The following is a 21,622-nucleotide window of genomic DNA, read 5'->3' as shown; positions in this document are numbered from 1 at the left end:
GAGGGGGTGATGCCGTGTCGGTTTTTGAAGCACTTAGTTTAGCTTTAGGGTTTGGGATGTTTATTCTTGCCTTAGTGACGTTGGTGCTTTTGCTGATTAAAAAAAATTAAGTCCCCACGATGAGTTGACGGCTCAGGAGGACTTAACTCTCTTCTTGCGCCAGTTCCCACTCTATGTGGGATTCGACGCCCGTCTAGTGGTCGCACACTAGGCGGTTTTTTAGTTTACGTTGTTTGTCTAGTTAGTATACCCTATTCAATCGATTTTAACCAGTTCTACAGAACGGCTTACCGTACACTTCATTTTGTTTTAAAAAAAGGAATTCGATCGAATATGTAGAATACAATCGATTCGGTTTTTTTTTATAAGGATGTGGTGGAATTGACTGCGAAACTTTTATTTGCATCTCAGGCGATTGCTCTCCCGACAAAAGCGCAAATGAATGAGCTGCTCGCTGTTCACGGGCTAGGGAAGGTACTTAGCTTTAATGGGACAAAGGAAGGGGCAATGAAGCAAACACTGGCTATAGTGTCCACTGAGGGTGAGTGGATCGTAAAAGGAAACCCAATTTATGAAGGGCAATTAGATGAAGAAAAGTATGTGATCGATTGTTTAGCCGAAAAAACGTCTCTAAAGGTGCCAACCCCATACATTGTTCATCATGATACAGATATTCTTGGATTTTCTTATAGCATCATGCCAAAAATGAGAGGGATGCATCTTCATGATGTAGCGCATGAGTTGACAATGGAGGACCATTCTGCTGTTGCTAAATCGTTAGCTAGTGTATTAAGAGAAATGCACGAGTGGAAAAGCTTATCGTATGGTGAGCTTCATCCTCTCAAGCATTCTATCGAATCTTTTCAACCTAGTTACAAAGACTGGCTCTTTAATCGAATCATCCATTGGTTCCATGATGCAAAGAAATATTCAACATTAACAGAGGCAGATGAACGTTGGATGTTTGGAGAACTGAAAAGTGCCTACGACGTTTTTTCTAAGATGAATGATCCGTGTTTTGTGATGGGTGATGTTAAACCAGGAAACTTCCTTGTAGACCAACTAGATGGACAATGGGCAATAAGTGGATTATTTGATTTTACAAATAGTTATTTTGCAGATCCATTAGTAGATTTAACGAAAATGATTCTTTTTTATCAGAGACAAGAGCTACCTATAATTGCAAACGAATTTATTCTTGAGTATAGCACTGGACAGCGATTAGTAGAGATTCAATCTCGCTTGCGCATTCATTTATTGCACCAACTTGTACTTGATTGGGGTTATTTCCATGCGATGGGACAACCCATTCATACATCGTTTGAAAAATGGGTTAAGACCATTTTTATTCATTTACACTTGAAGTGACTAGGTGAAACAAGAAGTTTATGCGTATATTACAAGAATTTAAGACGGTAAGTTGGAGGTTTTTGTCTTGCGTCACTCAATTCACTCGAGGACACGGTGATTAGTTGCACGATCTTTAATGTAAAGGAAGGGTTGAAATGAATGTTCAGTTAATAAGAGCAGAAGTGGAACAGCGGCAAATACTTTCAAACTTAGTGCAGTTTTATTTGCACGATTTTTCATCGTATATTGATTTAGATGTAGAATCGAACGGCCGCTATACGGATTATCCTCTACTAGATTATTGGACAAAACCTAAGCATGATCCGTACTTTGTTATTGTGGATGATTGTTACGCAGGTTTTGTTCTTGTTAAACAGATTGAGATTAGGCAACAGCCTTATCATTCGATCGCAGAATTCTTTATTATGAGGAAGTATCGCCGACAGGGTTTAGGTAGACTCGTTGCTAGACAGGTCTTCCAAGATTATGAAGGCCGTTGGCATGTTTCGCAATTAAAAGAGAATAAACCTGCGCAAACGTTTTGGAGAAAAGTCATTGAGGAATGGACAGACGGTGAATTTACTGAGCAAATTGGAGTGAGAAAAATGACTCACTTTTTCAATCAACATATATGTGAGGTGGAGAGTGAATGTTTACCGAATATGGAAAGCTAAGTACGCAATTTTATGAAGCAACAAAACCAATTGGTTTTTCGATGTCTGGAGATATTGAGTTTTATCAGCAGCGATTAGCAGGCATTACCGGTAGAATATTAGAAGCAGGTGTTGGAACTGGTAGAATGCTTATTCCGCTTCTAAAGAACGAGTTATGTGTGGATGGTGTAGATGCATCAAACGATATGCTCGCTTTATGTAGGGAACACTGTGAGAAACGGAATCTCGATCCATTTCTCGTGACACAAAGGCTTGAAAATCTGGAATTGCCGCATATGTATGAGGCGATTATTATGCCTACTGGCTCTTTTGCTCTGTTAAATGGCCGCGAGAACGCAATGGAGACGTTAACGCGCTTTTACCGACATCTCTCACCTGGTGGTCGACTTCTTATTGATCTAGGTTTTCCTAAGATGTTTTCAGAAGATAGCCAATCGTTAAGGACGGTTGAACTCGGTGATAAAGAAGGGATTACCCTCTCTGTTTATGACGTGGAAATGAACTGGATAGACCAATATTCGCTTACCTATTTAACCTACCGGAAGTGGCAATCTGGAAAAGAGGTTGATACAGAGTTGCAACAGTTTAAGGTATATTGGTACGGAGTAGAAGAATTTACATATATGCTTAAAGAAGCTGGATTTACATCTATACAAATGTCGGCTGATTATCTTCATGATAAAGCCCCATCGAAGGAAACGTCGCTTATTACGTTTGAAGCGATACGTCGTTAACGTTGTTGCTCATGCAGGAAATAGGCGTGCATCTTCATGAACGTTGCGATAGATGAAAAAGCTATGTGGCGGTTCTTTTCGAAAGGATCGCCATAGATGTAAATAAAGTAATAATGATGAGGCTTGATATGGTTGTTAGCCATTGTGTAGTTGATAAGTGATACAGGTCTAATTCAGTGATAATTATAGCAATGACTAGATAAACAAGAGTTGTAAGAATCGCATAAAATCCTGCTTTATCACGAATGGCCTTCCATTTTTCCGTTTTATTTCCGACCTTTGCTACGACATAAGCTAAACAAAGCATCATCCATCCCATTGCAAACGGACTAAGGAAATAGCCACTAAAAACCCCATCGGACAAACGTGTTGTAAAGAGTAAAAAGACTCCTAATCCAGTAAGTAGTATACCGCCAATTGTATATGCAGTCTGTAGGGTGCGTCGATGATCCACGGGTTTTCTCCTCCTCCTTTGTTTCCATAATAAGTATAAAAGTAGACTGTTTTCGCTGTAAATACCTTTTCTTATCAAGATGTTCACATCAAAAAAAGCACATATAGGATCTGATCCATATGATGTGCTTTTTATAGGGGGATAAGTAAAAGCGTTAGCGGATGAGCTCCCAAACATCGGCACGACCAGGAGTTTCACCGCGAGTCCACCATTTTGCACGGTATACTTGACCGTTGTGTGTTACATAGTCACCGCCAACATAAGTTGCCGTTGATGTCCAAGCAGGGTGTGCAGGTGGCTGTTCTGGTGAACCTGGGTCTGGATTTGGAGTAGGATTACTGCCACCACTGAACTGAGCATCAATGACTTGGTAGAACGCATTTACAGTATCTGCGACATCCCAAACACCAAGAATGACGTGATAACCTGAACGCTCAGGCACGGTTAATTGGTGACTTACTTTTTGTCCTGGACGAGCACCACCATCAAACTTTTCATAAAATGGGACTAGTTCAAATTGATCGCGGGTTAATGGCTGATTAGGGTTCCAGTTAGGTTTCGTAATATAGTAATGCCATTTTGCTGTGGAATGCATCGCTGTAAGGTGCCACCTAAACGTTTGATAACCACTATTCATGTTTACTTTAGACCAACGATTAGAAGATTGGGCATCTAGTTGTGGAAAAACGCCCCCTGCAGATGCAATCTGTCCGTCTGGAATACTTGCACCAGGGAACCCTTTCGGCGCTTCTAAACTTTGCGGTTCATAGATGACGGCACCGCAATCTGTGTTTACACGTTCGGCACATAATAATGCTCTAGACTTGGGAGATTCAATGTAGCCATGTGCACTTGCCGATTCTGCGTTTGCGAAAACAAACAAAGCAGATGCAAGAACAGTGAAACCAATTGACTGAAGAAACGAGTGACCTTTCTTTTTACCAATCAAACGAACTCCTCCTTTTTGTTCGCAAGTTCTGCTTGCGTACCTTCATTGTAACGATGTGTATTTAAAAATAAATTGGGAAATGAGCCAGTCAACTTTCAAGAAAAAGAATGAAAAATGTTCTGAAACGCAAAAAAATAATAGAATGATCCGCTAATAAAGCTGGATGAAAGTACGAATGAGAGTTGAATAAGTGTTCTTTTTATTCGTAAATAGATAAGGAAAAAGAGGTATAATCTTGATTGAACTAAATGGAAGATAACGGAATATTCGTTTTTTGTTAAAAGAATGAAGCTTCATAGTTCCTTAAAAAAATACATTGCCCTATTGGGAAACCACTTAAAAAAAATTGCTCGTTTTGCAGAAAGGGACAAATAATTTATTTTTTCAGTGGAAAAATAAATTAAATTCTCTAGTCAGATAGAGTGGATGCAGGAAGTAAATAGAGCGCTTACAATTGATTATCAACAATTTTTTTTTAATGAGCCATCATTTTCCCAACAAAGAAATTGTGAAATAAGTGCTAATTCGACATTTGCTGCCGAAATTTCGACAAAATCACGTGCGAAATGAGGGTTGGCTAGTTAAGTGCAGTAACGTACTAAAGAAAAATAGATGAATGCAACGTGTGCATTGCTAAATATATCCCAATACGAACCCACCGAAGGCTATGCTAGAATAAATATAACGAAAAGCTAATGCAGAATGTTTTTCGAACGAACGAATCATTTGTCATCCCCCCTTATTGGAATGCTCTGGAGATACCAGAGTATTTTTTATGTGAAAAATCCCTCCAACGAATGAAGGGATTATGGCTAATCCAAGATTTCTTTTGCACGTGTCCTCTTTATGCGTATTCCTCTCATTGTTAAGCCAACCCCAATAACAACTGCGCTATAAGCAGTTATCATACGCCAAAACAACATGCTCAAAATCAATTTTTCTTCAGCCATAAACGATTGAAAGACGGCTGAGAACGTCATTTCAGCTGCGCCGCTTCCTCCTGGTGTTGGAACAATTGACGCAAACATCATGACAAACGCATGGAAAGAGGAGCTAGTAAAAAGAGACATGTGGATCGAAAATGCTTGAAACACAAAAAAAGGGATGATGAAAAAAAAGCCTAGCTGAATGAATGTATAAAGCATGCCTACCATAAGGGCTTGTTTATGTTGGATAAAATAGAGACTTTGTTCATGAAACGGCTCTAAGAATTGATCTAATTTCTGCTGCCATAAACGTGCTGTTTCTTTTTTAAACCATTGAACGGGCTTAAGAAACAACTCACCTAACCCTTTTGCTGTTCGTTGGTGAAAGAGCACGAGGGTTAATCCGATTATGATGCTCGCGTGAACAATATAGCCTATAACGATAAAAAATCCCATGCTCGGTAAAATGGAAAATAGGCTTTTATAGCCAATGCCCAAAAATAAAGTAAAGCTCAAGACAAGTCCAATTTGAAAAAGCAAAAACTTCATTAACAAAAGAGAGGTTGCGCTTCCGCTGTGATAACCTCGCTTTACTAATACATAAAGTTGTGCAGGTTGACCTCCAGTTGCAAGAGGCGTTATTTGATTGAAGAACTGACCGATTAATGTTGTATGCATAGCTGTTTTGAACGATAGTCTTTGCTTATTATGTGCTGACAGCCAAATAAGACTTAATGCTTCAAATAGCCAGCTTAAACCAATACACAAAAAAGCAAGTAGAAGCCAGAAACCATTCATATCCCGAAGCCCTAATAAGAACACCGATACGTCTATATTTTTAGCAAGTAACCAGACCGAAAGGATACTGATAAACAATACAATGCCAAGCTGAAAAGCTGGTTTTTTAGGCATGGGAAGAGGATGCAACTACTCCGTGTACATGTCTATAAAACTGATTCCAAACAGTTGTTAAGCGTTCTTCAGAATAGGCGTAAGCTCCTTTTTTAGATAGGTTCTGTGTGTGTTGATAGTACTGGTCGTCTTCTCTAAGTCGGTCTATTTGTCCAATAAAGCTCTTGTTAGAAGTGCCGGTTACATAATAGTCAAACAAAATGTCTTCATATAAATCTAAATCTCTTAATAAAAGGGGCTTTTCACAGCTCATTGCCTCTAGAATTGTCATTGGAAAAAGTTCGTTGTACGATGGAGAGAAAAACAGATTACAAGCATTATAATAGGCTTGCATGCTTTCTCTAGGTACAATTCCTGGAAAATGAACATTGGTAGGTGGTTGATCTACATAGGCTTTTAATTCGTGGTAACCAGCCGTTAATTTACCAAATGAAAACCCGCCTGCCCAAATAAAATGAATGTCCGGTCGCTGGCTTGCTATGTCTAGAAAATCTTTTACCCCTTTTCGATGCTGGATTTGTCCTGCTCCTAAAACGACGAATGCATCTTCAGGTATCCCAAGCTCAGCGCGAATAGTACTTTTTTTACCGGCAGAAAAGGACGCTTTAGAAACGAAATTTGGAATGTAATGGATTTTATCTTGATCCAACCCTAATGCTACTAATTTCGGTATAAAGCTTGGATTTACTACAATTAGATGATCCATTCTTTTGTAGAAAGACACCATATAGTAATAAAAAAGAGAGCGAATGGGTTTAGGCAATGAAAGGCTGTCGTCTACTGTTTCAGGTAAGAAATGAACGTAGCCAACTTTTACCCCAGTTCTCTTGAAGAATGTTGTTAAGAAAAAACGAAAGTCGATTGTATGATAATGCGTAATATCAGACCGTCGGAACTGATTAATTGCTAGATCATAGCTTTGCTCGTTTTGGGATTGGAGGAGGTTGATCAGCTCTCGATACGCCGAGGCAACCCCTTGCCCTTGTACTTTTTCAGCTGATGATAGCATAGTTAATTTCATTATGATGACCTCCTCATTCGGTATAACGCCGATATCGCTTTTTTATGAGTAGATTGTTCCAATGTGTTGGCGAGTAAATGGGTGCGGTAAATTGCTTCAATCTTTTTACCAAATACTTCGGCAGAGAGAGATTCAACAAATTGACTACTTTTTACTTGAACAGCCACCTGCTCTTGTTTCTGTTGGAAGATGGTGTCTAGCAATGGAGCAAGGTCATCGTCTTTTTCAAAGATGTAGCCCGTTTCTTTGTGCACAATTGCATGTTGAATACTTGGATCTGCTTTGGCAACAACCACACATCCTGCTGCCATTGCTTCAAAATAGGTTAAACCTTGAGCCTCAGTGGTGGACGCACTGACGAAAAGGTCACAGAGTTGGTAATAAATATGGACATCTTCCCAACAAACTGCACCAATAAACTGAACATTATCTTCAACAGCTAGAGTCTTTGTCAGCTTCTTTAGTGAAGCCTTATGCGGACCCTCACCAACCAAAATGAGTTTAATGGGCGTATTGCCTTTTTTTGAATGGTGAACAGCATGAATTAAAGCGTCTATATTCTTCTCTTCTGCCAATCGACCAACAGAGACAATAACCCGATCTTCGGGGAGGATATTCAGCTTTTTACGGAGAATAGCCGCTTGAAACATCGATTCCGCCGTTCGTTTAAAACGGTTAACATTGATCCCTGTAGGTATAACTCCAATAGGAGATTGAACGTTGTATCGATGCAACGTCCGCTTTACTTTTACAGTGGGCGCAATAACCCGATCCGCTTTGTGACAAAACCATTTTGTCATCCAACCAACCATTTTAGGTGTTAACAGCTTTCCTTGAGCAACGTAGTGTAAGTAATCCTCGTACATCGTGTGATAGGTGTGTAGAAAAGGAAGCTTATGTTTGTAAGCCATGTATTTTCCTAAATACCCCATTGTAAATTCGGTATGAGTATGAATAAGATCAATGTCATATAGCTTTATAAGTTTTGATGCTCTTCTCATTCCACGGTAAGCGAGATGTCGCTCTGGAATAATGGTGGTTGATAAGCTTGGGAAACGAAAGATCTTACCAGATTCTATTTCTACTTGTGCTTGTTTATCTTCGGACGTAAAGATGAAGACGTTATGGCCTCTAGCGGTTAATTCTCGATCAAGTGTTGCAATGGAAGTCGCAACTCCACTGATTTGTGGGAAGTAAGTATCAGTAAAAATACCAATATTCACATTTGACCCTCCTGTCTTTAGTGATTGTTTATGAATATATGCATGTGAGCGATTTTATGCTTACCAAACGGTAATGGAAGAATGCACTTAATTATACGATTTTTCTTACAAGTAAATGGGTATTGGCTCATTTCTTTAGAAAAACTTAAGAAATGACTTCAATATGTTCGTTCGCTATTAACGTTATCATGATTATTACTCTGCTGAACCGAGCGGGAGAATGAATGTGTATACGTCTCTAGCCGTATTTTTCTAAAGAATAGGAAGGAATCTAGGACTATAAAAGACGTTTTCTCCCATTTTTTCACTTCATTCACAACAGAATGATAGATCTTTTTTACCTTATTACATGTTTTACAAAAATATTAGAGATTTCGACAATATTAGTCGTCATTTTTTGCTACGCTTAGAGAGTCTACGGACAAGCGTTTAGTATTGATTTCATTGAGGAGGAACATCAGGGATGGAGAAATGGAAAAAGTGGGTAGGTGCTAGTCTTGTCGCACTATCTCTACCGTTTAGTGTTAACGGGGAAGCGCACGCAGAAGAGAAAGCACTGAATATTTTTCATACGAATGATATTCATGCATCGTTTGAAGAGTACGGGAAAGTGTCTGCTTATGTAAAAGAAAAGCGAGATCAGCTTGAGCATGTGTTATTTGTTGATGCAGGTGACTTTGCAAGTGGCAATCCCGTTGTTGATTTAAATTTTGGGAAACCGATGGTGGATGTATTTAACCTTGCTGGTCTTGATGCATTTACGATTGGAAATCATGAATTTGACTATGGACAAGCATATTTACAAGAAAATATGGAAGATTCCTTATTTCCATGGCTCGGTGCAAATATGAGTACAGGGGAAACAGGTGTGGAAAACCCTGAACCTTATACGATCATTGATGTAGATGGCATAGCGGTCGGTATCCTTGGTATTACACAAGCACCACCTGCCACGGCCCCGGTGAATGTTATTGGCATGACGTTTGATCAAGACTATGCGGAAACGGCTCTTTCCTACCAGGCTGAGCTCGAGGAGCAGGCAGATGTGATTGTGGCGCTAACGCATATTGGACATGATCAAGATCGTCGCTTAGCAGAAGCGGTAGACTATTTTGATGTTATTATTGGTGGTCACTCGCATACAACATTACGTCAGCCTGTTGTTGTGAATGGCACGCCGATTGTCCAAACAGGGTCGAATTTAGCGAATCTCGGTGAGCTTACGCTAACGTATAATGATGAGACCGAAGAAGTGACGAATGTAGCGGGGACTTTAACGGCTGTGTCTTCAATGACAAGTGTTGATGAAGAGGTTCAAGCTGTTATTGATGGCTACGTTGAAGAAATGGAAGACGTTTTAGGGAAGGTTGTTGGCTACAGCGACACAGGGTTAACGAGAGATGGACGCTTTAACGGCGATGCACCGTTAGGGAATTTCTGGACAGATGCTATGCGTGACTTTGCTGATGCAGATGTAGCGTTAACGAATAACGGTGGCTTGCGAGACAGTATTGCACCGGGAGAAGTAACGCTAAATGATCTTTATTCAATTGAACCATTTGCCAATGAAATTATGGTTATTGAGATGACAGGTGCAGCGATTGAAGATGTCATTGCATTTTCTTATTCTAGAGACAATCGAAATCAAATTGACCTTCAGACATCCGGCTTACACTATGACATTATTACAGGAACTACAGGAAATTATTTAGGAGCAAACTTAACAATAGACGGACAAGCGATTGATGAAAACGAAACTTACATGGTCGCAGTCGCCGATTATATCGGAACAGGTGGTTCCGGATATCAGTTTGAAGGCGAAGTGATCCACGAAACAGTTGGTCTAATGACAGCAGCGATGGAGCAGTATGCTCTACGTTTGACTGATGCTGGCGAAAAACTAAATTACTATAGAGAAGGACGTATATCTATTAAAGTAGATCCTTCTGGACCAAATCCAGGCGAAATTATTGGTTCGACTGATACGGGTCTATATTCAGCTAACAAAAGTACGCAAGATGTTGGTATCGGAAATTTATACACAGACGCCATTCGAACAAAAACAGGAAGTGACATTGGGCTTTTAAATCGAAGCTCCATAACAGGAGAAATCCCTCCTGGAAGTATTACCGATCGCCAAATTGAAGCATTAGATTCTTTTGGCAATGCCATTGTTGTTGTTGAAACAACAGGTGAACGAATAATGGACGTGTTACTCGAACAGTCCCGTTATCATAATGGTGTTGACCTACAAGCTTCAGGTTTAACATATACGCTTATACCAGATGGAAATCGTTATGAGTTAGCAAATGTGAACGTGCACGGAGAGCCGATAGATGCTGAGGAAACGTATACGGTTGCATATAATGATTACATGCACGGAACAAACTTTTATCAATTAGGAAATGTGCTGGACGATTCCTATGGACCAGTATGGCAAGCTGTTGTGGATTATGTAATGAACCAAACAGAACCGATTAATTATGAAGAAGGAAGCAGAATTACGATTGAAGGATCAGAGCCAGGTGATCCGACTGGTACGAGAACGGTAGCAGAAGCAATTGGAAACAATAGCGGAGTCTATCCTGTAAAAGGATACATCGTCGGTTCAATTGTAAACCAGCGTCCTGTGATTGGAGAAGGGACTCACGCTGTGTCGAATCTGTTACTGGCGGATTCACCTAATGAAACCGATCGCAGTAAGATGTTGCCTGTACAGCTTGTGAGTGGTACAGCAGTGAGAAACGGTTTAAATTTAGAAAGCAATCCAACAAATCTAGGCAAGGCAGTACGTATCACTGGTTCTTTGGAAGCTTATTTTTCTACTCCTGGTATGAGAGCGCCTAGTACGTTCGAATGGATAGAAGAGGAAGGCCCTGTAGAACCTGAACCGCCAGTTTGTTCGTTTGACGAGTGGAGTGGTAGTCAAGTGTATACGGCAGGGGATCGTGTTGAGTACAATGGTGACTTTTATGAAGCAAAATGGTGGACGCAAGGAGAAAACCCAAGCCAATCTGGTCAGTGGGACGTATGGAAAAAAGTAGCGGACTGCTATGAGATTCCTGAAGGTCCTCAAGAATGGAATAAGGATCAAATCTACGTTGCTGGTGATCAAGTTCTTTTAGATGGGCAGCTCTATGAAGCAAAGTGGTGGACGCAAGGAGAAAACCCAAGCCAATCTGGCCAGTGGGACGTATGGAAAAAAGTAGCCGAATAACAAAAAGCAGAGATATGGATTTCCGTATCTCTGCTTTTTTTATACAAAAAAGAATGATTAAAAAATGGGAACTGTGGAATATCAAAAAGAAAGAAGAATATACAAAAAGGAGGAGACAACAGTGCCCCAAAAAGAAATTGAAGAAAAAATCATAGCAGAACTTAAAAAAGTAGATACTGTATCAAGCGTTAAATTCGAGAAAAGTCTAGATGGTTTTAATGGCAATCCAGCTCATGTCATTGGCGATGTCATGATGGACTTGAAGCAGAAAGGTGTCATTGATAAAGTCGGAACCCTTGGCATTGAGGATGATGAAATTAAGCTGAATGAGCAATATAAATCAAACTAGAGCCCGGCTACAGTGAGGACCAAACCTCATTGTAGCTTTTTTTATTGGATAAGCGAGCCATTCTTATCGCACACTAGCAATAAAAAAGGAGCGATTATGGCTAAACAAAAGAAGCTAAAAGCAAAAGGGGGTCTTGCTTGGTGGCAACTCTCTCTTCTTGGGATCGGATGTACGATTGGAACAGGCTATTTCCTTGGATCTAGTATTGGGATCTCTCTAGCGGGACCTGCCATCGTCGTTTCATTTTTACTTGCCGCTATTGGCACATATCTTGTTTTCATTGCACTGGCACAGATGACTGCTAACGATCCGCAGGAAGGTTCATTTAGTGTTTATGCGGAAAACGCGTTTGGGGAGAAGCTTGGATTTGCCTCTGGCTGGAATTACTGGATGTCCAATATTTTAATCATAGGAAGTCAACTTACGGCGTTATCAATTTTATCGCAATTTTGGTTTGAAAGCACGCCATTATGGGTGTTTGCTGCTCTCTATTCAAGTTTGGCAATCTTTGTTGTCATTCTAGGAACAAAAGGGTTTGACTCTGTTGAAAACGTACTATCCGTTATTAAAGTGGCAGCCATCTTCATGTTCGTGGTGCTAGGTATATTGGCAGTTTTTCACTTAATCAGTCACTCGGGTCAAGAGCCAACGTTGCCATCTAACTTGAAGGAATGGTTTCCACGTGGATTTTCTGGTTTCTGGGGATCGCTCATTTATGCTTTTTATGCATTTGGAGGGATTGAAGTCATTGGTCTAATGGCGATGCAATTAAAGAAAAAGGAAGATGCACCAAAGGCAGGAAAAGTGTTGCTTATAGGCGTTACTGTCTTGTATACACTCTCTTTAGGGATTGCAGTGAGCCTTGTATCCTACACTGCGTTCAATGATTCTGAAAGTCCCTTTGTAACAGCCATGTCAACGTATGGGTTAGCATTTTTTCCGCATGTGTTTAATGGTGCTATCATTGTCGCTGGTTTTTCAGCAATGACAGCGTCGTTGTTTGGTGTAACAACATTATTAGCTCAATTAGCAAAGCGAAAACACGCGCCTTCCATATTCCAAAAGCGCGTTTCGTTTCACGATTTACCGTTCTTTTCATTGTTACTTGCCATTTGTGGATTAATTTTAGCTGTCGTTGCTGCATTGCTGTTACCAGGTCGTTTATTTGAATACATTACAACCGCAGCTGGCATTTTAATTTTAGTCAATTGGATGGTAATTTTACTGTCTAATTGGCGTTTACTTAACCCCACGCTTTGGCGAATCTGTGGCCATATTCTCGGTTTCTCGCTCATGCTTTTTGCGATTACAGGAATAGCTGTGGAAGAAACAGGTAGACCAGGTTTATACGTGAGTCTAGCATTTCTTCTTCTCATTATCGTTATGACGTTCATTGTAAAGAAAAAACGATATAAACCAAAAGTGTGGAATGGCTATACCCGTAAATAACTTTAAATAAATAAGTTTGTAGCCGTTTGTTAGGTGAACGATAAAGAACTGTTTAAAGGCTTTTAGCATCTATTGCTAGAAGTCTTTTTTAAGTCTATTTTTCTAGAGGTGAAAAGATGAAAGACATAATTTTAAAAGAAGCAAACGCCACGATCTACTTCGATCGTTCCAATTACTTACGAGAGCAAACAGTTGACCCGAAAAAGTTGGAAGTAGCAATTGTTTACTTAAAAGACTGTGGTGAGGATCAAGACTATGCGATGCTTGGGTATTTTTACCGCGTTCTCGGAAAAACAAAACAAGCCTTTTACTATTATCAGCGCTGTCTACAAAAAGCAGAAGATAATGGAGGCGATAAATCATTGTTAATCAACTCCATACGATTTGGTGAAGTTCTTAAGTGTGCACACCTACATGATGAAGCGCTTGCGTGGTTCAGAAAAGCATCTGAAATAGCTCACCGGTTAAGCGTTAGTGAGTATGATGATTTTATTCTGCAGCACAAGGGTAAATGTTTGTGGGAAATGAATGAACTTAGGAAGGCACGACGGTGCTTCGAAGAGGCTTATGCCTTGAGATTACAGAAAGGGGACGAAACGCTTATTGAGTCAACGAAACAAGCATTACGTTTATTGGTCTAAGGTTGGTGTCACAAAAATGCAAGAAGTCAAGGATGATTTCGAACAGTGTTATTCTCAACAAGATTTAAAGACAATCGTACATTTTGTTTGATTTTCAGCACATGCCTTTCTCTTTTCTCTAATGAGTGAATAAAGTATTAAATGACAGAGTGAAAGGAGATTTATATGAATATCATCCAAGACTTTATCCCTGCTTCTAATGGAAATCGACCTGGTTATGCGTTGAATCCGACCTATATTACTATTCATGAAACCGCTAATACAAGCGCCGGAGCCAATGCTGCGATGCACGCTAGATATGTAAAAAACCCTACTACTGCAGTCAGTTGGCATTTTACTGTTGATGATGGCCAAACAATCTATCAGCACTTGCCATTAAATGAAAACGGTTGGCATGCAGGCGATGGTGGTAGTGGAACAGGAAACCGTCAATCAATTGGAATTGAAATTTGTGTGAACCGAGATGGTGACTTCCAACAGGCGATGCGAAATGCGGGACAATTAACTCGTCAATTGATGGATCAGTTTCAAATCCCTCTTGACCGTGTTGTGGCACACCAACATTGGAGTGGAAAACGCTGCCCCGCCAATATTATAAATGCAGGTGGAATTGAAATGTTCCGTACATTAATTCCAAATGCAAGCACTATTCCAGTAGAAGAGGAAAACAATGCACCAGCGCCAAGCCCACAACCAACGTCACCGCCATCAAACGGTAGCGGGAACCAAACAACAGGAAGTATCGTGACCTATTTAAACAGTATTGGCGTTGATTCAAGCTTTGAAAACCGAGCTCGTTTAGCAAGCCAAAATGGGATCCAGAACTATACAGGAACGGCAGAACAAAATACGCGACTGCTTTCACTGCTTAGAAATGGACAAGAGTCTAGTGGGAACACACCATCTCCATCACCGGCTCCACCACCATCGAGTGGGAGCGGGAATCAAACAACAGGAAGTATCGTAACCTATTTAAACAGTATTGGCGTTGATTCAAGCTTCGAAAACCGAGCTCGTTTAGCAAGGCAAAATGGCATTCAAAATTATACCGGAACAGCGGAACAAAATACACGGTTGCTCTCGTTAGTGCGTAATGGAAATGTTACGCCACCGAGCAATAGTGGAAACCAAACAACAGGAAGTATCGTGACCTATTTAAACAGTATTGGTGTTGATTCAAGCTTCGAGAACCGAGCTCGCCTAGCACGGCAAAATGGCATTCAGAATTACACTGGTACTGCTGCTCAAAATACGCAGTTGTTACAGCGACTAAGAAACGGCGGCTCAAACCATTCGAGTTCTCTTCCGAAAGCTCGTCAAGGGGAAGGAATTGTTGATTACCTCAATCGAATTGGAGTCGATTCATCGTTTTCAAATCGGTCTAGATTAGCGTCTCAATATGGCATTGCAAACTATCGTGGGACTGCACAACAGAACTCGCGTCTATTAAATCAGCTCTCTGGGTGATTGAATGCATATGAAGTCTTAAGAAGCTACGCCAATTCTTAGGACTTTTTTTATGGATTGAATATGGACGTGCTATAATGACAGGAATGTAAGCGTGCGAAAAGCCGTATCGAATGAAGATGAAAGAGGTGGCAGGTATGGAGAGGGAATGGACATCAGATTGTCAACAATGTATGGGTTTGTGCTGTGTTGCGCTACCCTATATGGAATCTGCAGACTTCCCGAGTGATAAACCAATTGGAGAGCCTTGCGTCCATTTATCTACTATGAATCATTGCGCTATCCATGACAGCTTACGTACATGTGGCTATAAGGGCTGTGTCACCTATGAGTGCTTTGGGGCAGGTCAGTATGTATCTCAAACGCTCTATGCGAAACAGAGCTGGAGAGAGAATCCCCACCTGTCTAAAGAGATGTTTGCTGTTTTTCCGGTTGTTCAGCGAGTTCATGAGATGATTGTTTACCTCAATGAAGCAATAGCTGTTGCTGGTGATGTTCTCGTAGAGGAACTATTATCACTTAAACAAGCATTAATGGAGAGAACTGAGCAGATGCCGAATGCGATTATGCAGATAGACATTGATCGATTTCATGGTCAAGTAGGGCAGTTGCTAAATGAAGTTAGCGTAGCCTACCGAAAGTCGTTCAAGCAAAAGCCGTTAGCGACCGATTTGATTGGAAAGAAGCTAAAGGGTGCATCTCTAAGAGGGGCATCGTTCCGAGGAAAGTGGCTTATGGCGGCGAATTTAAAAGGAGCAGATCTACGAGAAGTAGACTTTCTTGGAGCAGATTTGCGAGATGCTCAATTACACGGTGCAAACATGAAGGATGCGCTTTTTTTAACCCAGTCACAAGTGAATGGAGCAGTAGGGAATAAAGAGACGATTCTCCCAAGTGGGTTAGTAAAGCCAAATCACTGGAACGAAGTCGGTTGAAAAGGAGACATGAGAACAGGAATGGGTAGACAAGAGGAAGCAGTGCAGCAAATCGCTGAAAGTTTAAAAAAAGACGAACGTGTAGAGGCTGTGTTCTTAAAAGGGTCCATGGGAAGAGGCGAGCATGATGCATTTTCAGACGTCGATCTTTATGTGCTCGTTCGTGAAGAAGAGAAAGTGGCGTTTCTCGAAGATCGGCTGAAGCATCTTCAGGCATACAGAGAGATCGTATTTCATGAAGACATTTTTATTATTGCTCCACAGATTATTGCCGTTTATGATAACTTATTACACGTTGATTTTTACACGGTTACAGAAAAAACGTTCGTATCAAAAGATTTCTTCTCGATCGTTTATGATCCCAATCAACGGCTAGATCAGTATCGAGAAAAGCAAACGCTGGTGTTAACTCAGCAGGAGTTTGAAGACGAAGCATATGATGTGGCTTGGTTCTTGTTCCAATATTATAAAGCCAATCAACGAAGCAATCATGCGTGGGCAGCTCATCTCCTGAGTTATGTACATGCTCGATTAGCAAAAGTTCTCTTGCATCATTACGCTCCAGAACGGGCTCAGCTCGGTTTAAAAGCACTAGAGAAAAATGTTCCAGCCTCCATTGCTGAGTCATTTTTAAAAGGAATGAACGATTCAACACCAGCTCGACATAAACAAGCTGTAAAAAGAACCGTCGCTTTATTGAAAGATGAGCATGAATGGCTTCAATCTGAAATAAAAGAGAACTTACAAGTTCCTCTTTTCTGGGAGCGTATGATTAAAGAATTAACATAAAAAAAACAGACTCGGATTTCCGAGTCTGTTTTTATAGAAAGAAGATTAACCTTCTTTAACTACGTTAGCAGCTTGAGGGCCACGTGCGCCATCTTCGATTTCGAAAGAAACTCTTTGACCTTCTTCTAACGTCTTGAAGCCTTCGCCAGTGATCGCTGAGAAGTGAACGAATACATCGTCGTTACCTTCGCGCTCGATGAAGCCGAATCCTTTTTCTGCGTTGAACCACTTAACTGTACCTGTTTCCATTGTTGTTGCCTCCTAGTGCGTTATTCGCACAATTGTATTCCTATCCTTGCTCAAAGCGAAACTCAAGACGAAAGACTTAAGCTATTACACGAACAAAAATAAGCAATCTTAATCTTATCAGATGATTTCTGTTTTTGCAAGCCTTTTCGATATTTTTATGAAAAGCCTCCTTTATTATAAAAAACCATTTACGATTTAATTACGTTTAAGTGTCTGACGTTACAAGCCCGTTTTCAGTGTGATAGGATCATGTACAAACGTTTTTATGGAGGTTTCACGAATGAATAAGTGGTCATTTAGCGGTATTACCGTTGCACTTCTTATGGCAACTGCCTGTACTAGTAGCGATTCAGTCGAAGAAGGAACAGAACAAGACAAAAGCAATGAAAACGAAACGGAGTATGAAACGGTATTAGAGGAGGAAGAGAGAGAAGAAGGGACATTTTCTGTTTACGAACGCTTTACGGATGTCACAGCTAACACAGAGGGACCTGTTGAGATGACAATTACCCAGATTGATCTTGGCATGGCTGATTTAGAAGGCTTTGTTGCAGCAACTACAGGAGATGAAACGATCGACTATGTAGAAATGATGCTAACAATAGAAAATGCTTCTGACGAAACGATGTATGTCCCATATGGAGAAGCGAGTTTAGAAGCGAATACTGGTGAGAAAGTTGAAACAGCAAGTCTTGTATTGAGTGACGATGTTGAGCCACATTTTGAAGAGGGTGATACGAAAGAAGTTCGTCTGTTATTCCCGCTGGAATCAATTCAAGGCGTCACTGAACTAACGTTTTCCATGAATGGACCAAGCACCGATTTAGGTGGGGATCAGCTAACGGAGGAGATTGAACTGTCTTTCATGTTAGCAAGCTAAAAACTAGTCCATTCATTGGTGGTTAAGAAAAGCAGTTTCTAACTTTAATCATTCTCTTTTTAAAAAGGATGCAAAACGTTGAAGTATTCTCATGATGGAAGGGACTTCAACGTTTTTTCTAGTTGTCCCATTTAAAGTCTAAATGCTTTAAAATGGTTCTCGCAATCGCCATATGCCCTACAGAAGAAGGGTGGATACGATCTTGAGCAATTTCAATGTCGTCTAGCCCTTGCATTAATGGATCAAACGTTTGTTTTTGTAGATCAATAAATGAGACGTGGCATGTTTCGGCAACTGACTTTGTCAGATCTCCGTAATGATCCATCATTTTTCGCATCGGGTCTCCTTTTTCACTTTGAATATAAAAGGGAGACAGTAGACAAATCTTCTTAGCTGAAGACTGCTCGACGAGTTGACGATACGTTCCTGTAAATTCGTCTGGATAGACATGTTGAGCGAAATCAGAAGGTTGATCGAATTGTCGCCAAACATCATTTATACCAATCATGATAAAGAGTAAATCTGGTTTTAATGTTAAAACGTCTCTTTGCCAACGCTCTTGTAAGTCACGAATGGTGTTGCCACCAATGCCTTTGTTGGTCACTTTATAATGCTTACTAGGGTACGTTGCTTGTAAGAGGGCATGAATAAAAGAAACATAGCCGTGACCTAATCGATCAGAATCATGTTCTCTTTCGCTTCGGTTCCGATTGCAATCTGTAATAGAATCACCAATAAAAAGGATGCGTTCGTTATGAATAGTTGACATAGGGTTCCCTCGTTTCTATTTTTAGAATAATTCTAATAGAACGAAAGATAAATCTCAATCATTGACGATAAAAATAGGACCATTTACGGTGAAATTGTGACAGGTGTGCCAATAGGAATGGTTGCAGCTAGTTGTGTTACGTCCTGGTTGTACATTCGAATGCAACCGTGTGAAACCGAACGTCCGATAGAAGACGGGTCGTTTGTTCCATGAATCCCATAATGCTGTTTTGATAAAGACATCCACATGACACCGAATGGGCCCCCTGGATTAGGTGCTTTGTTTATAATGACATAAGAACCGGTTGGGGTTTGAGTGAGCATTTTCCCTACTGCAATTGGGTACTGTTGAATGAGTTGACCATTGTGATAAAGTGATAGCTGGTGCTGGTTTAAGGATACGTGAATGCTGTAAGGAATTGTTTGTGGATCTGGTAAAGTGGGAATGATGATTGACTGCCCAACGAAAAGCTGACTTGAAGGGTGCAGATGATTGGCAGATAATAACGTAATAAGATCAATTCTAAAATCGTTTGAAATAGCGTATAAAGTTTCCCCAGGTTGAACAATATGTGTATACAGAAAATCACCTCATTGAAACGTTTTAGTTAATGTATGTGGCTTTAATAGAAAAGACGCCAAAAATAAAAAATGAGGTGTAGAATATTTTTTTACACAACGTAATGTAACTCTTAGGTAGACGAAGCTTCTTTTAATATGGACGTAATCATATGCTTTGAGTCCCACTGGCCATATGAAAAAAACGTAATTGGGTATTTTCGTGAAAATAAACGTCGCTGAATGTCTTTAGTAGAAAGGCCTTGTTTATGTAAAGTCAAAACGTTTTCTTGAATTTCTTGCAAATACTGCAGTTTATTAAGAAGATTAGTTCTTCCTCTTGGCAAATAGCCAGCATGAGAACAAAAAACGTCATCAAATTCAAATTGAAGAACCTTCCTTAAAGAATCAATAATCGTTGGAATGGATTCACTTTTCATAACGACTTTTGTTTTTGTTTGCACGTATAAATCACCAGAGAATAATTGACCAGTTGATTCATTTAATAGTGACGTATGGTCATAAGAGTGACCAGGGGTATGAATACTGCGCCATTTAGACCTTCTGCTTTCAAACCTTTCGGGCATAGAAATGGGACTAAAAGGTAGACGGGTTCCCCAGTACAAGCGCCGATAAAGTGGGTAAGAGCCTCTTCGTTTTGCCTCTGATAGTGAGCGTTCATTTAAAAAAATTGGAACACCTCTTTCATTTTCAAACCAAGATGCGCAACCAGTATGATCCTCATGTATATGAGTACAATACAGTCCATCTATGTTGTGTTTTTCCCAAAATGGGGTGAAGAGTGATTTAACAGAAGCGGCGGCGGCATCAATAATAATACCGTCAGTAGCAAAACTGATTGTGTTTAACTGTATCTTCTGGAACGTTACATTTCCTTCAACCATATGGACATTGTTCTTAAACCGTTCGTTTACCCTTTTTTTAAACATGAAAGAAGACAACCTCACTCTTATAAACTATAAAATGAATAATGATTCATTTTATAGGGGAATTATAGCTGAAACCCTTCGATTTGACAAATAGATGAAGATGGATTGCAAGAAAAAAAGAAAAAAGCTACCATAAAAAGATGGAATGAGATGGGGAGAGTTGAAGCGAATATGCAATTTACATATGAAACGGTTAAAAGAGATTTTAGCGATTTTGCAAGTGGTCGTGTTCTTTATAATGCGCCTGGATCAACAGGGTTTCCTATACGATTAACGAGTGAAATTTTTCAAATAAGCCGTTCCTATCTTCAGAAACAAACACAGTTAACGGTGTATGACCCTTGTTGTGGTGGAGCACATCTTCTTACTGCAATTGGATTTTTACACGGTGATTCTATACAAACGCTATATGGTTCGGATAGTAACAAAACTATTATTGAAACAGGACAATCTAATTTACATTTACTTACTTATGAGGGATTAGCACAACGGAAAAGAAAATTAGAAAAGGATTTCAAGCTATATAACAAGAGTGCTCATGCAGAGGCACTAAAGAGTGCTGACCGCCTAAAAAGCTATTTGGACAAAACAGGAGAGGTGCAAGGAGAAATTTTTCAATTTAATATCGCAGTTAAGGAAGTCCCGAAGCTTAAAGAGGTTCAGATCGTGATAGCTGATCTTCCATATGGTGAACTGGTTAGCTGGGATTCAAACGCCCTCTCACCAGTCGAGCAGATGCTTCAAAATCTTTACGGTGTCTTAGCCACTAATGGCGTTGTTGCCATTGTGAGTGACAAATCAACCTTAATTGAACACACTTCTTTTCGCCGTCTTAAAGTTGTAAAGCACGGTAAGCGGAAAGTGACTTTCCTCCAGCCTATAGACCGTCATATGGTACAAAATTAAAAGGAAGCGAAGGCGGTTCGCTTCCTTTTGAGGAGGTCCTTTAACATGAGTTTGCAAGATGGGTAGCATAGTCAAAAGTTCCTACATCATATAAAAGCGAGAAGTGATCTTTTTCTGTAAAAAGAGGGGAATGATTTCAGGCTTTTATATCCTATTGGACTTTCATAACGCTGGCAGTTTTGTTCATCCACGTGAGCAATAAGTCAAGCTCACATTAGCAC

The 21,622-nt window shown here is 40.1% G+C and carries 22 protein-coding genes; 13 read left to right on the top strand and 9 right to left on the bottom strand.

Annotated elements, in window-relative coordinates; all coding sequences use genetic code 11:
* The first annotated feature begins 14 nt into the window (after positions 1-14).
* From PQ477_RS04540 to PQ477_RS04525, 4 genes are all read left to right on the top strand, one after another.
* Entirely contained in the window at positions 15-110 is a 96-nt protein-coding gene (locus PQ477_RS04540) for a putative holin-like toxin (RefSeq protein ID WP_038483411.1), read from the top strand.
* A gap of 271 nt (positions 111-381) precedes the next feature.
* Positions 382-1,368, top strand: coding sequence for a phosphotransferase family protein (locus PQ477_RS04535; protein ID WP_274273023.1), 987 nt, complete (start codon positions 382-384; stop codon positions 1,366-1,368).
* 137 nt (positions 1,369-1,505) lie between these two features.
* Positions 1,506-2,024, top strand: a complete 519-nt coding sequence (locus tag PQ477_RS04530) for a GNAT family N-acetyltransferase (protein WP_081762133.1) — start codon at positions 1,506-1,508, stop codon at positions 2,022-2,024.
* Positions 2,000-2,758: a class I SAM-dependent methyltransferase gene (locus PQ477_RS04525; RefSeq protein WP_035395017.1), complete on the top strand. Its 759-nt coding sequence runs from the start codon at positions 2,000-2,002 to the stop codon at positions 2,756-2,758. Before PQ477_RS04530 ends, PQ477_RS04525 begins: the two co-directional genes overlap by 25 nt.
* A gap of 61 nt (positions 2,759-2,819) precedes the next feature.
* On the opposite strand, the gene PQ477_RS04520 is transcribed toward PQ477_RS04525, so the two are convergent.
* The 5 genes from PQ477_RS04520 to PQ477_RS04500 form a co-directional block, all read right to left on the bottom strand.
* On the bottom strand, positions 2,820-3,212 hold the full coding sequence (locus tag PQ477_RS04520; protein ID WP_035395020.1) for a hypothetical protein: 393 nt from the start codon (positions 3,210-3,212) through the stop codon (positions 2,820-2,822).
* 154 nt (positions 3,213-3,366) lie between these two features.
* A complete protein-coding gene (locus tag PQ477_RS04515; protein WP_060704828.1) occupies positions 3,367-4,158 on the bottom strand; it encodes a lytic polysaccharide monooxygenase in 792 nt (263 codons plus the stop codon).
* An 815-nt stretch (positions 4,159-4,973) separates the two neighbouring features.
* On the bottom strand, positions 4,974-5,999 hold the full coding sequence (locus PQ477_RS04510) for a lysylphosphatidylglycerol synthase transmembrane domain-containing protein (RefSeq protein ID WP_274273022.1): 1,026 nt from the start codon (positions 5,997-5,999) through the stop codon (positions 4,974-4,976).
* Positions 5,992-7,023 carry a glycosyltransferase family 4 protein gene (locus tag PQ477_RS04505; protein WP_285892569.1) on the bottom strand — a complete coding sequence of 344 codons (1,032 nt, stop codon included), beginning with the start codon at positions 7,021-7,023 and terminating at the stop codon, positions 5,992-5,994. The genes PQ477_RS04510 and PQ477_RS04505 overlap by 8 nt, the downstream gene beginning before the upstream one ends.
* Entirely contained in the window at positions 7,020-8,243 is a 1,224-nt protein-coding gene (locus PQ477_RS04500; protein WP_274273021.1) for a glycosyltransferase family 4 protein, read from the bottom strand. Before PQ477_RS04500 ends, PQ477_RS04505 begins: the two co-directional genes overlap by 4 nt.
* A gap of 463 nt (positions 8,244-8,706) precedes the next feature.
* Between PQ477_RS04500 and PQ477_RS04495 the strand changes: the two genes are divergently transcribed.
* The 7 genes from PQ477_RS04495 to PQ477_RS04465 all read left to right on the top strand — a co-directional run bounded on the left by PQ477_RS04495 (position 8,707) and on the right by PQ477_RS04465 (position 17,090).
* Positions 8,707-11,460, top strand: coding sequence for a 5'-nucleotidase C-terminal domain-containing protein (locus PQ477_RS04495; RefSeq protein WP_274273020.1), 2,754 nt, complete (start codon positions 8,707-8,709; stop codon positions 11,458-11,460).
* Positions 11,461-11,581: 121 nt separating this feature from the next.
* Positions 11,582-11,809 carry a hypothetical protein gene (locus tag PQ477_RS04490; RefSeq protein WP_035395032.1) on the top strand — a complete coding sequence of 76 codons (228 nt, stop codon included), beginning with the start codon at positions 11,582-11,584 and terminating at the stop codon, positions 11,807-11,809.
* Positions 11,810-11,905: 96 nt separating this feature from the next.
* On the top strand, positions 11,906-13,258 hold the full coding sequence (locus PQ477_RS04485) for an amino acid permease (RefSeq protein ID WP_274273019.1): 1,353 nt from the start codon (positions 11,906-11,908) through the stop codon (positions 13,256-13,258).
* 116 nt (positions 13,259-13,374) lie between these two features.
* The gene (locus PQ477_RS04480; RefSeq protein ID WP_274273018.1) at positions 13,375-13,899 is read left to right on the top strand and encodes a tetratricopeptide repeat protein; all 525 of its coding nucleotides are present in this window, start codon (positions 13,375-13,377) and stop codon (positions 13,897-13,899) included.
* A 165-nt stretch (positions 13,900-14,064) separates the two neighbouring features.
* Positions 14,065-15,366, top strand: coding sequence for an N-acetylmuramoyl-L-alanine amidase (locus PQ477_RS20885; protein ID WP_432813887.1), 1,302 nt, complete (start codon positions 14,065-14,067; stop codon positions 15,364-15,366).
* 137 nt (positions 15,367-15,503) lie between these two features.
* Positions 15,504-16,301, top strand: coding sequence for a pentapeptide repeat-containing protein (locus PQ477_RS04470; RefSeq protein ID WP_144559834.1), 798 nt, complete (start codon positions 15,504-15,506; stop codon positions 16,299-16,301).
* A 9-nt stretch (positions 16,302-16,310) separates the two neighbouring features.
* Complete coding sequence (locus PQ477_RS04465; protein ID WP_246117069.1) at positions 16,311-17,090, top strand: nucleotidyltransferase domain-containing protein; 780 nt, start codon at positions 16,311-16,313, stop codon at positions 17,088-17,090.
* 45 nt (positions 17,091-17,135) lie between these two features.
* Here PQ477_RS04465 and PQ477_RS04460 read toward each other — a convergent pair whose 3' ends face one another.
* Positions 17,136-17,339 (bottom strand): cold-shock protein, encoded by a 204-nt coding sequence (locus PQ477_RS04460; protein ID WP_035395033.1) that lies wholly within the window; start codon positions 17,337-17,339, stop codon positions 17,136-17,138.
* Between the two features lie 280 nt (positions 17,340-17,619).
* Between PQ477_RS04460 and PQ477_RS04455 the strand changes: the two genes are divergently transcribed.
* On the top strand, positions 17,620-18,219 hold the full coding sequence (locus PQ477_RS04455) for a hypothetical protein (RefSeq protein WP_144559832.1): 600 nt from the start codon (positions 17,620-17,622) through the stop codon (positions 18,217-18,219).
* A gap of 118 nt (positions 18,220-18,337) precedes the next feature.
* Here PQ477_RS04455 and PQ477_RS04450 read toward each other — a convergent pair whose 3' ends face one another.
* The 3 genes from PQ477_RS04450 to PQ477_RS04440 form a co-directional block, all read right to left on the bottom strand.
* Positions 18,338-18,988 (bottom strand): SGNH/GDSL hydrolase family protein, encoded by a 651-nt coding sequence (locus tag PQ477_RS04450; RefSeq protein WP_274273017.1) that lies wholly within the window; start codon positions 18,986-18,988, stop codon positions 18,338-18,340.
* A gap of 83 nt (positions 18,989-19,071) precedes the next feature.
* The gene (locus tag PQ477_RS04445; protein ID WP_187204535.1) at positions 19,072-19,569 is read right to left on the bottom strand and encodes a L,D-transpeptidase family protein; all 498 of its coding nucleotides are present in this window, start codon (positions 19,567-19,569) and stop codon (positions 19,072-19,074) included.
* Positions 19,570-19,679: 110 nt separating this feature from the next.
* Positions 19,680-20,495: an MBL fold metallo-hydrolase gene (locus tag PQ477_RS04440; protein ID WP_144559827.1), complete on the bottom strand. Its 816-nt coding sequence runs from the start codon at positions 20,493-20,495 to the stop codon at positions 19,680-19,682.
* Positions 20,496-20,645: 150 nt separating this feature from the next.
* Between PQ477_RS04440 and PQ477_RS04435 the strand changes: the two genes are divergently transcribed.
* A complete protein-coding gene (locus tag PQ477_RS04435; protein WP_148297282.1) occupies positions 20,646-21,401 on the top strand; it encodes a hypothetical protein in 756 nt (251 codons plus the stop codon).
* The last annotated feature ends 221 nt before the right edge of the window (positions 21,402-21,622 follow it).

The organism is Shouchella hunanensis (assembly GCF_028735875.1).
Classification (GTDB): Bacteria; Bacillota; Bacilli; order Bacillales; family Bacillaceae_D; genus Shouchella; species Shouchella hunanensis.
The sequence above is the reverse complement of the archived record's forward strand: the minus strand, read 5'-3'. Positions and strand labels throughout refer to the sequence as shown.